Source organism: Alistipes sp. Marseille-P2263 (assembly GCF_018101075.1).
In the GTDB taxonomy this organism is placed as follows: domain Bacteria; phylum Bacteroidota; class Bacteroidia; order Bacteroidales; family Rikenellaceae; genus Alistipes; species Alistipes dispar.
Genome location: NZ_JAGQEJ010000007.1, coordinates 168,295 through 182,769 on the forward strand (window position 1 = coordinate 168,295; position 14,475 = coordinate 182,769).

Genomic DNA, 14,475 nt, shown 5'->3' on the forward strand with positions numbered 1-14,475 from the left:
CCATGAATGCGAAACGGCGGATCTGCACGGCGCTGCTGGTCCTGCTGACCCTTCCGGCGGCGCAGGGACAGGTCGCCGCGGTGCCCGATACGGCGGCGCTGCGCCGGCCGTTCGGCGCGGAGGACGCGGCGGCGTTCGTCGCTCCGCCCCGGATCAACTATCCCCAGACGTGGTTCCACCTCATTGGCGGCAATGTCTCGGCCGAGGGAATCACGGAGGATTTCGAGGCGATCGCCCGGACGGGCATTTCCGGGGTGCAGCTTTTCCACGGCCAGTTCGGCGGCCCCTGGCCGGGTGTCGATCCGCAGATTCCGGCGCTCAGTCCGGGGTGGGACGCGCTGGTGCGTCATGCGGCCCGGGAAGCTCGGCGGCTGGGTTTGCGCTTCACGATGCAGAACTGTTCGGGCTGGGCGACCTCGGGCGGTCCGTGGATCGAACCGTCGAACGCCATGCGGCATCTGGCATGGAGCCGCACGGATTTGTCGGCGGGGGAAGGCCCGGTCGTCCTGCCGCGGCCCGTGTCGGACGGCGAGGCGTGGCGCGACTACCGCGACATTGCGGTGCTGGCCTTCCCGACGCCGCTCGACGACACGGGCGAGCGGCTCCGGCCCGTGGCCGTGAAGAGCGGGGACGACCTGCCCTGGCGCGAAGTGATCGCAGGAACGAACCGCGAACCGCTGCGACTTCCGCCCTGCGCGGCGGGCGACTCCGTGCGGCTCGAGATCACGTTCCCCGAGGCGGTCGTGGTCCGCACCGTCGAGCTGCCGAGCATGAACAGCATCAACCATCCCCGCTGCTACGAGCCGGGGATCGGGCTGACGGTGGAGGCCGTGGCGCCGGACGGTTCGCGGAGGCGGGTGCTGCACGCCGAGGTTCCGGCGAGCAACTCGCAGGACAACACGCCGGTTTCGTTCGCCTGCGCCGACGCCTTTCCCGCGACCCGCTACCGGGTGGCGCTTTCGAACCGCCATCACATGACCCTCGGGTCGCTGAAATTCTATACCGCCGCGCGGAAGAACTGCTGGGAGTCGGAGGCGGGCTGGACCCTCCGCAATCTAGACCGGGAGAACGCCTGCCCGAAGCAGAATCCCGCGGCGTGGATCGACCCCGGCCGTATCGAGGACCTGACGGACAGGATGCGGCCCGACGGCGGGCTGGCGTGGACGCCTCCCGCAGGGCGCTGGACCGTGCTGCGCATCGGACATGTCAATACGGGTCGGAGAAATTCGCCCGCGCCTCCCGAAGGCACGGGCTGGGAGTGCAACAAACTCGATCCCGCGGGGGCCGAGGCGCAGTTCGCCGGGTATATCGGCCGGCTGCACGACGGACCGCTGTCTGGCGGGCTGCTGGGCGGCATACTGCTCGACAGTTGGGAGTGCGAGACGCAGACCTGGACCCCGGCGATGGAGCGCGAGTTCGCCCGGCGGAACGATTATGCGCTGCGGCGGTGGCTGCCGGCCGTGCTGGGTTATGTCGTGGACGATCCGGAGGTTTCGGCCCGCTTCCTGCGCGACTGGCGCGGGACGATCTCGGCGCTTTTCACGGAGAACTTCTACGGCACGATGGCCCGCCTGGCCCGCGGGAACGGGCTGTCCGTCACCTACGAGACGGCCGCCGGGGACGTCTTCCCGGCCGACATCCTGGAATATTTCAAGTACGCCGACGTGCCGATGTGCGAGTTCTGGCAGCCGTTCACCGAAGGGTATGTGGGGTCGCTGAACTTCAAGCCGGTCAAGCCGACCGCCTCGGCGGCCCGGCTCTACGGCAAGCCGCGCGTCGCGGCCGAGGCCTTCACGTCGTTCTCCCATACGTGGGACGAACACTGGACGATGCTCAAGGAGATCGCCAACCTCCATCTGTCGGAAGGGGTGACGCATTTGGTCTATCATACCTATACGCACAACCCGCAGCGGCCCTTCCTGCCGCCCGGCACGTCGTTCGGCGGCCCGGGGATCGGTACGCCCTTCCTGCGCGGACAGACCTGGTGGCGCCACATGCGCGCAATCAACGACTATTTCGCCCGGTGCAGCTACATGCAGGAGCGGGGATGGCCCGTGTCGGACGTGCTCTGGTATCTGGGCGACGAGCTGAACGGCAAGCCCGACCAGAATCCCGCTTTCCTGGCGGGATACAAGTACGACTACTGCAATCCCGACGCGCTGCTGCACCGGCTGCGTGTGGAGAACGGACGGCTGCTGACGCCGGAGGGGATCGAATACCGCGTGCTGTGGTTGCCCGACAACTGCCGGATGCTGCCCGAGACGCTCGAAAGGATACTCGGTTTCCTGCGCGAGGGCGCGACCGTCGTCGGCGATGCCCCCGAAGGGGTGGCGACGCTCAACGGCGGAAAGGAGGCGCAGCGGCGTTTCGACCGGGCCGTGCGGACGATCTGGGGCCGGGGGCAGGCAGGCGTCCGGCGCGTCGGACGCGGACGCGTGATCTCGGGCCTGCCGGTGGAGAAGGCGCTCGCCGCGGCGGGGATCGCTCCCGACCTGCGGGGCGATGTGCTGTGGGCGCACCGCCGGACGGAAGGGGCCGACTGGTATTTCGTCTGTCCGCAGCGCGGCGGAGGATTCTCCGGGATGCTGGATTTCCGCTGCGCGGGCGATGTCGAACTGTGGGATCCCGCGACGGGGCGTCGCACCCGCCTCGCGGCGAAGACGGCGGAAGGCCGGACCCGCGTGGAACTGGAACTCCCGCAGTCGGGATCGTGCTACGTCGTCTTCCGCCCGGAATCCGATCTGCCGTTGCCGGAGACGGCCGCGGGCACGACCGTTGAGAGGGAGCTGGACGACTGGACGCTCCGCTTCCCTGCGGGCTGGGGCGCTCCCGGGCGGATGGAACTGACGGAACTGCTGCCCTGGCGGGCGTTGCGGATGCCGGACGAGGGGAGGGCCTTCTCGGGTACGGCTGTTTACGAGACGACCTTCGATCTGCGCGAGCCGCTGAAGAGTTGCACGCTCGATCTGGGACGGGTCGAGATGATCGCCGCCGTGACGGTGAACGGCCGGCAGGTGCAGACGCTTTGGGCGCCGCCCTACCGGACGGAGATCGCGGAGTATCTCCGCGAGGGCGAAAACCGGCTGCGGATCGAGGTCACGGGCACGTGGTTCAACCGGCTGGTTTACGACGCCGGACGCGATCCCGGGGAGCGGAAGACGTGGGTGATCCGGTGGCCGTCGCCCGACGAGCCGCTGCGTGACAGCGGGCTGCTCGGTCCGGTCCGGCTCGTGATGACCGACAGGTAGCTGCCGTTGCGATATGTCGGTAAATGATCCGGTATGGATTCCTTTGGGAATCCATACCGGATCATTTGTGTAATGGTTGGTATATTCGCCCGGAGGCCGAGACTGCCCCGGATCGTGCGCCGTTGCGCCGTACGCTGTCGTCCAATGTCCGCAACAGTTTTCCGAAACGCGTCTCTCCGCGCGGGGCCTGGGAGCGAAACGGTGGAAACCGGCTGTCTGTGAACACTCGCTCTCGCCGTTTTCGGAATGTTATTCGATCCGAATCACGAGTCCCGTCCGATTTTCCTCATTCCACAGCCATGCTTTCCCGTCCGCCCGCTTGAGAACCAGCATTTGCAACTCCCGGGAAGGGAAACTCGAAATGCCCTGTGTTTTTACACGGACATTCACGGTGCTGCTGGCCGTCGGAGTGGTGTCCAGTTCGCATGTCAGGTAGCGGTCCTGTGCCGTGTTCTGAATTCGGAACGTATGCCGCCCGGTGTTGTAGGCGTATTGGTGAATGTCGTTGTCGTAGACGAACACGTTGTCGTCGTCGGCATAGATGCCGTAGGTCTCCTTTTGCAACAGGGCGTTCGACGGATTGTCGGAACCGTCGGTTCCGCTTTTCGAACAAGCAGCCGATGCTGTCGAGAGCAGCACGGCGCAAATGATTTTCCTGAACATGGCTTCTGTGTTTTATTTCATGACTTCCAACTCGTTGATCAACACTTCGGTCGATCCGTCGTCGAGCGAGATCTCGGCTCTGAGTTCGACCGTTCCGCTTTTGACGCATTCGTATTCGTCTCCGTCGATGACCGACCCGTTCACTTTCCAGACGATCGTGTGCTCGTCGTCGGCGATGTTCGACACGATCAGCGGGATCGCCTCGCCGGCTTTGATCCGTTTTTTCGAGAGTTCGATGACCGGGTATTCCGAGGTCAGAGGGTTTGTCTCGAACGTGAATGCAACGGGCGAAGTCGTTTCGTCGCCGATTGCCTTTACCGTTCCCTCGTATTCGGTGTCGGGGAGAAGTCCGTGGAGGTAGATTTTTGTTTCGGCCTGCGGCTCGGCGGAGTTCCATTCCGTTTCGCCCGCCCTGCGCCAGCTCACCCGCCATTCGCAGTCAGGGTTGTATCCCGGCCATGAGATGCGGGCGTCACGCTGGTAGGGGATGATGTCCACCATGTCGGAACTCATCTTCACGTAGACTGTACACGAACCCGAAATATCGGGATTCTGCACCGAGGTCGCAGTGATCGTCGCTTCTCCTGTGGCAAGGGCTTTCAGGTATCCTTTCTCGTCAATCGTGGCGATCGCCTCGTCGCTGCTTTCCCATGTCACCTTGCGGTTCAGTACGTTGATCGGCAGGATGTTGGCCCGCAGCATGATCTTGTCGCCGACAGCCATTTCGAGCGTAGGGTCGTCAAATTCGATCGCCTCCACGGGAACGTCGTCGACCTTTTCCTGCAATTCGATCCAGATCGCCCAGTTAGCGTCCAAATCGTTGGTCAGGTACCAGCTTTTGCCTCGGTCGGTGGAGATCAGGCCTCCTTTGCCTGTTACCTGGCATCCCTGATCGGCGGTCGAGGGCCAGATACCTCCTCCGTCGGATGTAAGCAGGTATCCGACCTTAAGGCTTTTGCCCGCTTCGATGACGATGTTTTCGGTCGAGAGGTCGAATGTCGTCACGCCGTTCTCGACCACGTTCTCCATCGGTTTGTTGTAGACGACCTGATCATCCGTAAAAACGTAGAGGTCGCCCGTCGGACGGCCGCTGAACTGGACGCGCACTTTTGTGAGCTTTTTTCCTTCGTGGGGCGCCAGATCATCGCTATCCCAGCCTGCGGCACGGATCTGTTCGGCCACGAAGAAGACCGTGCGGGCATTCTGCCCGGTGTACCAAGTGAGTTCCGTCCCTCCAAGATCGGCGAGTGCCTGCAGCGAGACGTCGACCGAGTTGTCGCCCTCGACGATATCAATGTATGCGGTGTGGATCAGATAACCTGCTTTGTCGACGAGCAACTGGTACTTGCCGATGGGTATACCGCTCAGGATGCACTTTCCGGTCGTGCCCGTATTCCCCATGATTTTCTTGCCGCCGGCTGCGGGCTGCATGGCGCGGGTGATGAGTTGCGATTGGGTTGCGACCTCTTCCACGGGCGTGAGACTGACGTAAGCGTCGGTCTGCAGTTTCCCTTCGGAATTCTTCACCGATACGCTCAACGACGAGGTGTTGATGTTGCGGACCTTGAACGTGATGTCGCCGTTGCTTTCTTGTCGGATGTCGTATATTTCTGCGCTGACGGGTAGGCCCGACCAGGTCTTGAACTCGTCATGGGTCCTTGAGCTTAATTCGGTCTGGTAACGACTGCCGGGGAAATACATGCCCGCACGGTATTGCGAGGGATCGTTGATGTTGTCGGCCTCGATCAGTTCGTGGCAGGGATGTGTCGGTGCGGCGTTGGGGCTGTTGTTCCCCCACATGCCCATGGCCGTCGTGGTGTGGGTACCACTGCCGTCGGTCCAGGTCACGATGTTGTCGGAGCGGTCGATGTGCCATACCAACAGGCCGCCGTATTCGAAATAGGAGTCCCAAAGCGTGACATCGCTCGCATTACTGCGGTTCTCGAACAGGAAGTATTCGTCGGGGTTGTTCGTTTTCAGAATCAACCCTTTGTTCCGGGCCAGCGGTTCCAGTGTGTATGTTCCGTCGTGGTCGATTTCCTCGCAGTCGAGCCATCCGAGCATCAGCCGTTCCATGACATTGAAATTGACCGGAATGATACCGCCGTTGAACGTGCCGTTGCAGTAGATTGAAAAACGGCCCAGTCGTCCCGAATAGTCGTCGGTCAGTCCCAGCGTGTGGCCGAATTCGTGTAGAAACGTTGTGTAGCCGCCGCGTACGGTTTCGGAGGCCATCTCCTGCGAGATGGCGTAACTGTCTACCAGTTTTCCGTCGATGACCAATCCGCCTCCGGCCACGCCCGAAGCGTGGGGCCACGGGGTCGGGACTGTCGTGTCGTTCGGTCCCGAATAGAAGAGGTAGACATTGTCCACCTTGCCGTCGTCGTTGTAGTCCAGTTCGGAGAAGTCGATGTCGTACTGCTCCTTGGCCAGCCGGCAGGCTTCCATCACCAGTTTACCCACGTCGCCGTCGGTACCTTCGTCCGGTTGCGGTTTACCGCCGTAATAGCCCATCGACTTGGAGAGCCGCAGCGGTCCGGCGACGATGAATTGCGGGCGAAACTTACCGCCGGAATTGTCGATCAGGAAATCGCGGGCGCTACCGACACAGCCCAGTCCCGTGTAGTTTTCCCCATTGAGCATTCGGTCGTACTCTTCGCGGGCGTTCGGTGTGTAGAAAGGCCTGTCCGGAGTTTCAACGAGCAGGATCAGGCGTTTCACGTCGCCTTTCCAGACCACTTGGTTGATGGTCGGCTCCCAAGATGTGGCCCGGCCCGCCGCACCGCATCCGAGAAGGAGCGTCAGAAGGAACAGCATTTTGTAGATTCGGTTGGTTGTTTTCATTGCTATTTTATGGTTTATGATGGTTTGCCGGAAGGATGCGGTGCGGCGGGTCATGCGTATGACAAAAATAAAGACGGAATGTATGACGAATGGATCGAAATTTGGGATTAATCCATGATAATTTGACATTCGACGCGCCGTTTTGAAATATCATTTTCTTACATTGAACCGTCATTTATTAATTCGGCCAACGGGATGGGACGCCTAATTTTGTAAAACCGAAAACCAAACCGCTAATTCTGCCGAGCCTATGATGAGAATGTGAACTCTCCTCCCTTTTGACCGCGCTCGTTCGCGGGAATGCATCGTTCGAAAACCTCAAAACTAACCTTTATTAATACCAAACACTATGTTCAGAAACTGCATTTATGGCGGGAAACTCGTGAGTTTCGGCCGGATCTTCCGTTTACCGGACCGTATGCGGTGCGGGCGGGCGCTGTTGCTGCTTGTCTCGGCTCTTTGCACGGCTCCGGGTTTTGCCGTCGGAGCCGAGAATTTCCCTTCCCCTCGTTCTGAGGCGTCAGCCCGGGCGCGTAAGGCGACCTCTTCTGTGCAGAACGGAATTTCCGTCACGGGCTCGATCGTCGACGAGGACGGCAATCCGATTGCGGGCGTGGCCGTCGTGGAGAAGGGTGATCCGGCGAACGGCGTCGTTTCGAACAGCAACGGCGAATTTTCGATCCGGGTCCCCGATCGGGAGTCGGTGCTTGTCATTTCTTTTTTGGGTTACGAATCGCAGGAAATGGTCGTTGGTGACCGGCGGATTCTGACCGTCATCCTGAAGACGGCCGCACAAGAGGTTGAGGATGTCGTGATCGTCGGCTTCGGTACGCAGAAGAAGGAGAGTCTGGTCAGCTCTATATCAACGGTCAAACCTTCCGAGCTGAAGGGTCCGACGAGTAACCTCACGACGATGCTCGGCGGCCAGATCGCCGGCATGATCTCCTATCAGCGCAGCGGCGAACCGGGTCAGGACAACGCCGAGTTTTTCATCCGCGGAGTGGGTTCGTTCGGTGCCGGCAAGGTCGATCCGTTGATCCTGATCGACGGCATCGAATCCTCGTCAACCGATCTGGCACGTCTTCAGCCCGACGACATCGCCGATTTCTCCGTGCTGAAGGATGCCACTGCCTCGGCGGTCTACGGCGCCCGCGGTGCCAACGGCGTGGTGTTGGTCAATACCAAGAGCGGCCGCGAAGGTACGACACAGTTCAATTTCCGTGCGGAGAATTCTATTTCGTCCAATACGCGCAACCTGCGTTTCGCCGACAACATTACCTACATGGAACTGGCCAACGAAGCGGCGCTCACGCGCAACCCACAGGCGGCGCTGATTTATCCTAAGGACAAAATAGAGCAGACCCGTCGTGGCGCCGACCGGATTCTTTATCCGAATAACGACTGGATCGACCAGTTGATCAAGCCTTACACCATGAACCAGCGTTTCAACGCCAACATTTCGGGCGGCGGACGCGTCGCGCGCTTCTATCTGGCCGGAACATTCAACATCGACAACGGCGTGCTGCGCAACGATGCAGGTAACGATTTCAAGAACAATATCAGTCTGAAAAACTATTCGATCCGTTCGAACACCGATCTGCAACTGACCAAAACCACCGTGGCAACCGTGCGCGTCTATGCGCAGTTTGACGACTACCACGGTCCGGTCGGCGGCGGTGAAAAGATCTTCAATTCGGCGATGTCGGCTAATCCTGTGGCTTTCCCGGCCGTTTATCCGCGCAGTTACTCACCCAATACGACGCATCCGATGTTCGGCAGCGCGCTGGTCCCCAATTCGACCAGCCAGCTCTATGCGAACCCCTATGCGCAGATGGTGTCGGGCTACCAGACCAACAACACCTCAACGGTCAATGCCCAGCTCGAGTTCAAGCAGGATTTCGGATTTTGGCTTCCGGGACTTACGGCCCGTGCCATGGGATACACCCAGCGTTACTCCTATTTCTCGACTTCGCGGCAGTACAATCCTTTCTTTTACAAGGCCAATGCCACTTCACAGGGCATCGTGCTGACTCCCTACAACGACGGCGGCAACAACTCGATCGGTACGGCCGGCACTGAATACCTGAACTATACCGAGGGAGAAAAGAAACTCAGCACGGTTTATTACGGCGAAGCCGTCGTAAACTACGACCATACCTTCGCCGACCGGCACCATGTGACGGGCATGCTCATCGGGACGATCCGTCAGTCGGTCGTCGGGAACGCCGGGTCACTCGAACAGTCGTTGCCTTCACGCAATCTCGGCCTTTCGGGACGTTTCACCTACGACTACGACTCCCGTTACCTGTTGGAGTTCAATTTCGGCTACAATGGTTCGGAGCGTTTCGCCAGCAACAAGAGGTGGGGATTCTTCCCTTCGATCGGTGGCGGTTGGGTCATTTCCAACGAAAAGTTCTTCGGCCGCTGGAAACGGGTCATCTCCAACTTGAAACTGCGTGCGTCCTACGGCTTGATCGGCAACGACCAGATCGGTGAGGCGGGCGATAGGTTCTTCTATCTCTCGAACGTGAACCTGAATGAGACGGGCGATCGCTCGCAGGTCTTTGGCGAGAACTTCGGTTATTCGCGTCCCGGCGTAGCGACGACGCGTTATGCCAACTACGACATCGGCTGGGAGGAGTCGCGACAGTTGAACCTCGGCTTGGACATGACTCTCGCCGGCGTGAATATCATCGTCGAACCGTACTGGCAGAAGCGTTCCAACATCTTGATGGACCGCACTTACATTCCGGCTTCGATGGGTCTTTCGGCCTCGGTCAAGGCCAATACGGGCAAGGCCGAATCGCACGGTGTCGACGTTTCGGTGGATTACAACAAGTTCTTTAAGAACGGACTTTGGACGACGTTGCGCGGAAACTTCACTTATGCCACCAACGAAGTGACCCTTTACGACGAACCGAACTATCCCGCTAATGAATACTATCGTTCGCGCGTGGGATATTCCTTCGACCAGATGTGGGGTTACGTCGCCGAACGTCTTTTCGTCGATGATGACGAAGTGGCCAATCTGCCTTCGCAGAAATTCGGTGATATTCCGGTGGCGGCCGGTGATATCAAATACCGCGATATCAACGGTGACGGTCAGATCACCGAGGCTGACAAGGTTCCGATCGGCTATCCGACTCGTCCCGAGATCAACTACGGCTTCGGAGGAACGATCGGGTACAAGAATTTCGATTTCAGCTTCTTCTTCCAAGGTTCGGCCCGTTCGTCGATTTTCATCGACCCCGGAAGTATCTCGCCGTTTGTGATGAAGACCGAAGCCGGGTACGAAGGCAATCAGAACGGCCTGCTGCGCGTGATCGCCGACGACCACTGGTCGGAGGACAACCGTAACCTCTATGCGTTTTGGCCCCGTTTGAGCGACCGTGTCAATGAGAACAACACACAGACCTCGACGTGGTGGATGCGCAACGGGGCAATGTTACGTCTCAAATCGTTGGAAATCGGTTACAACCTGCCGGAAAAGGCAGCTCGGAAGATCGGCATGCGGCAGTTGCGCGTCTATCTGAACGCTTCGAACCTGTTTGTCATCAGCGGATTCAAATTATGGGATCCGGAGATGGGTGGCAACGGATTGGGCTATCCGCTCCAGCGCGTTTACAACATCGGTCTGACGATCGGCCTGTAAAGGAAATTTGAAAAAAGGATTAATATGAAAAAGATAAAATTCTTTCCGGAAAAGACAAAGATCGGCGGTCTGCTTGCCGGTTGTGCGCTGCTATCAGCTTCGTGTAACAGTTTTCTGGACATCGTACCGGATAACGTGCCGGTCATTGACCACGCTTTCACCAATGCGATGGAGGCAGAGAAATACCTATTCACATGTTACTCCTACCTGCCCGGGTCGGGCGAACCGTCAGGTAACATCGGCATGACAGCCGGCGACGAGATTTGGCTCAACATGCCCAACCATGTGGCTGCCCCGGCTTGGGATTACATCGCCAAGGGAGTGCGTAGCGCCGACAAGTCGCAGCCTGACTTCTGGAAAGGCAGCGACTATACGTACGCACTTTTCGTCGGTATCCGCGACTGCAACACTTTCCTCGAGAACATCGAGGACATGTCGAAGGTTGCCGATTTGACCGCCGACAAGCGAGCTCGCTGGATCGCCGAGGCGAAATTCCTGAAGGCGTATTACCATTACTATCTGTTGCGTATGTACGGTCCAATTCCGATCGTGGACCGGAACCTGCCCGTGTCGGCCTCGCCCGAGGAGGTGCAGGTGAAGCGGCAGCCGTTTGACGATTGTGTGAAGTACATCGTCGATCTGTTGGACGAATGCAATCCCGATCTGCCGGCCGTCATCACGAACCGGCAGTCCGAACTGGGGCGCATTACCAAGCCCATCAACCGGGCCGTGAAAGCGCGGGTATTGCTGCTGGCGGCCAGTCCGCTGTTCAACGGTAACAGCGACCTGGCCAATTTCCGGGATAACGACGGGCTGCCGCTCTTTGCGTCGGAGGAGGATTCCGGCAAGTGGGCGCAGGCCGCCGATGCGGCTCGCGAGGCGATCGAGAGCGCCGAGAATGCCGGTCACGACCTTTATTATTTCGACGATGCGCCTTTCGAAATCTCGGAAACCACCAAAACGCAGTTGAGCGTCCGGCAGGCTGTCTGCGACCGATGGAACGATGAGGTCGTATGGGGACGTTCGGGCGGACGCGGCCGGGCCGGAGCCACGCTCCAAAATGCCTGCATGCCGATGCTCGACGCGAGCATGAACATTAATGCCGTGCGCGGCTGTATGGCGCCGACGCTCCAAGTCGTCGAGGAATTCTATACGAGGAACGGGGTGCCGATCGAGGAGGACAAGACCCTCGATTTCACCGAGATCAACGAACTGCGCACGGCCACGGCCGACGAACGTTACAATTTCCAGGAGGGATACACTACCGCTCGGATCAATTTCGACCGAGAAAACCGGTTCTATGCCGATATCGGCTTCGACGGCGGCAAGTGGATCATGGAGTACCACCCTTCGCGTTCGGACGTCGATACCTATGTGCTTCAGGCCAAAGTGGGACAGTTGGGTTACGGGCAGGTGCAGGGTGCGACCTCCTCGACGGGGTACTTCACCAAAAAGCTTGTGCACTGGGAGTCGGGTTTTGGCAACACCACGGCGGGCGTCGTGGAATACGCATGGCCCGAAATCCGTCTGGCGGAGATCTATCTGATGTACGCCGAGGCTCTCAACGAGGCCGAGGGCCCCGTTGCCGATGTGCATCTCTACCTGAACAAGGTGCGTAGCCGGGCCGGGCTGGAATCAGTTGAAGCGTCGTGGCGGAAATATTCTACCAACCCGACAAAACCCGACACGAAAGAAGGCATGCGCGAGATCATCCGCCGGGAACGTCTGATCGAACTGGCGCTCGAAGGTCACCGCTATTGGGATCTGCTGCGCTGGAAACTTGCGACTGACTACTTCAACCAGCCGATCACGGGGTGGGACGTGAGCCAGTCCGATGCCGAAGCCTACTACCAGGTGAAGACGATCTATAACCGGACGTTCGTCGCTCCGCGCGACTATTTCAATCCGATCCCGAACAGCGAAATGAACGTGAACGGCAATTTGGTCCAGAATCCGGGATGGTAACCGACAGGAGAAAAAACAGCGACATTATGAAAACTACTTTTTTTGGAATCTTGCTTTTTGCAATCCTGGCCATGGGTTGCACTGAAGACGAACTGGAGCCGATGGGGCACAACTCCACCCCTCCGGGACAGGTAACCGGCATCGAAGTGGAGAACCTGCCGGGTAAGGCGAAACTTTCCTATACGTTGCCCGACGATCCCGATCTGCTCTATGTCAAGGCTGTCTACCGGCTCAATTCCGGAGTCATGCGCGAAATCAAGGCATCGTACTACACCAATACGATGACACTCGATGGATTCGGTGACACGAATATCCACGAGGTGCAGGTTTATGCCGTCAACCGAAGCGAGGTGGCTTCGGAGCCCGTTTCCGTGAAGGTGCAGCCGCAGGAGAACCCGATATGGAGCGTGCGACGCAGCCTGGTCATCGCGGATGATTTCTCGGGCGTCAATATCAAGGCGGAGAATCCGTCTCGGGAGAGCGTCGCCATAGAGATCATGTGCAAGGATTCGCTCGGCACGTGGCAGATGCTGGAGAGCGTCGAGAGCAGCTTGCCGAAAATCGAGGCGGCTTGCCGTGGCCTCGACACGCTGGAGTACGAATTTCGCTTTACGGTTCGCGACCGTTTCCTGAACTATACCGATACGCTCTATGCCACGGTGCATCCGCTTTTCGAACAGATGCTCGACAAGTCGCAGTTCAAGGCTTACAACTTACCGGGGGACGCATCGCCCGAACAACCGGGTTGGCTGGAGATGGATCGCATGTGGAACAATATCTACGACTATACGAATCATGAGCGTTGGCTGATCGCCATGCCTTCGGATGTCCATGCACCGCAGATCAGCACGTTTGACATCGGTACGCCTGCGAAGTTGAGCCGTCTGACCCTCTTCGATTGGGGGTATGACAATGCGGCCGGAGCGGGAGCCGGAGACCGGATGTTCTATACGGGCGAGCACATGCGGCGGTTTGAAATCTGGGGAACGATGACGCCCTCTCCCGACGGCAGTCTCGATGGTTGGACGCTGCTGGCGACCTTCGAAAACGAAAAGCCTTCGCAGCTCCCCTACGGGCAGCAGTCGCAGGAGGATTTCGATACGGCAGTGAAAGGTTTCGACTTCGTGTTCCCGGTGAGTGCCGAGATTCCGAAGGTGCGTTACGTGCGTATCCGGAATCTGGAGAGTTGGGACGGTACCACGAAATTCGGTATTGCGGAGATCGACCTTTACGGCGACCCGCGCTGACAGGCGGCGAGAAAATAGATTCTGTAACCAAATGCAACGATTGAAATGAATACGAAAACCGCAATGACAGTTTTACTGTCGGGTTGTATCGCGTGCGGAGCGTTTTCCTGCACGGACATGGATGAATACCGGAAAATCTCGGGTGACGAAGAGATCGTCTATCCCGGGAAAATCGAGCAGGTGGTGGTCAACACGGGGCATGAACGGGTCATCGTGAACGGCATTTGCCGTTCGGATCCCAAGATCGTGAGCTGCCGGATTTATTGGGACCTCGGCACCCGGTACGAGGAGGTGCCGGTGGACATGTCCGGCGGAGCATTCCGGATCGAAAAGGAGATTACCCTGCCGGAGAATACCTATAATTTCGATATCTACACCTACGACGCAGCGGGCAATCGTTCTGTTCCGGTGAATGTGTCTAGCAAAACCTACGGCGAACAGTACGAGGCATCGCTGACTAACCGGCTGGTAAAATCGTTCGCCGTACAGGACGGAAAGGCCGTGATAGAGTGGTGGAACATCGAAACGACGCTTGGTCCGTTCGAAACCGAGGTCGTCTATACGAACGGTTCGGCCGAGCAGGTCGAATTGCTCGTTCCCATTGGGGAGATGACGACGGTACTCGAGGATTATGACATGGTTTCGGAGGTGGAGTATACGACCTTCTACCGTCCCGATACCCTTTGTGTGGACGTTTTCCGTTCCGCGCCTTCGCAGATGCGGCTCGACGGGGCCGAGCGTTGATTACCAGATCGATGCGTCAGCCGTTACGGCTCGTAAGGAGCTGTGACGGTTTTTTACGGTCCGCTTCGTGAAAGCATTCCATCGCTCTTCAGGCAGTCTGTTGCGTGTGCGG

General features: G+C 58.8%; 7 protein-coding genes. 5 read left to right on the top strand and 2 right to left on the bottom strand.

The genetic code is table 11. The annotated features are described in order from the left end of the window. Positions 1-2: 2 nt before the first annotated feature. Positions 3-3,248, top strand: coding sequence for a glycosyl hydrolase (locus tag KB554_RS09955; protein ID WP_247652226.1), 3,246 nt, complete (start codon positions 3-5; stop codon positions 3,246-3,248). A 249-nt stretch (positions 3,249-3,497) separates the two neighbouring features. Here KB554_RS09955 and KB554_RS09960 read toward each other — a convergent pair whose 3' ends face one another. Both KB554_RS09960 and KB554_RS09965 read right to left on the bottom strand, forming a co-directional pair. Beyond that, the gene (locus tag KB554_RS09960; RefSeq protein ID WP_211035882.1) at positions 3,498-3,911 is read right to left on the bottom strand and encodes a hypothetical protein; all 414 of its coding nucleotides are present in this window, start codon (positions 3,909-3,911) and stop codon (positions 3,498-3,500) included. Between the two features lie 12 nt (positions 3,912-3,923). Next, entirely contained in the window at positions 3,924-6,755 is a 2,832-nt protein-coding gene (locus tag KB554_RS09965; RefSeq protein ID WP_211035884.1) for a M6 family metalloprotease domain-containing protein, read from the bottom strand. 550 nt (positions 6,756-7,305) lie between these two features. On the opposite strand from KB554_RS09965, the gene KB554_RS09970 reads away from it, so the two are divergent. The 4 genes from KB554_RS09970 to KB554_RS09985 all read left to right on the top strand — a co-directional run bounded on the left by KB554_RS09970 (position 7,306) and on the right by KB554_RS09985 (position 14,363). Further along, the gene (locus tag KB554_RS09970; protein WP_242116274.1) at positions 7,306-10,407 is read left to right on the top strand and encodes a TonB-dependent receptor; all 3,102 of its coding nucleotides are present in this window, start codon (positions 7,306-7,308) and stop codon (positions 10,405-10,407) included. Positions 10,408-10,431: 24 nt separating this feature from the next. After that, entirely contained in the window at positions 10,432-12,372 is a 1,941-nt protein-coding gene (locus tag KB554_RS09975; RefSeq protein WP_211035888.1) for a RagB/SusD family nutrient uptake outer membrane protein, read from the top strand. A 26-nt stretch (positions 12,373-12,398) separates the two neighbouring features. Next, a complete protein-coding gene (locus KB554_RS09980) occupies positions 12,399-13,619 on the top strand; it encodes a DUF4959 domain-containing protein (RefSeq protein ID WP_211035890.1) in 1,221 nt (406 codons plus the stop codon). A 63-nt stretch (positions 13,620-13,682) separates the two neighbouring features. Continuing rightward, positions 13,683-14,363, top strand: coding sequence for a DUF4998 domain-containing protein (locus tag KB554_RS09985; RefSeq protein ID WP_211035892.1), 681 nt, complete (start codon positions 13,683-13,685; stop codon positions 14,361-14,363). Positions 14,364-14,475: the final 112 nt, after the last annotated feature.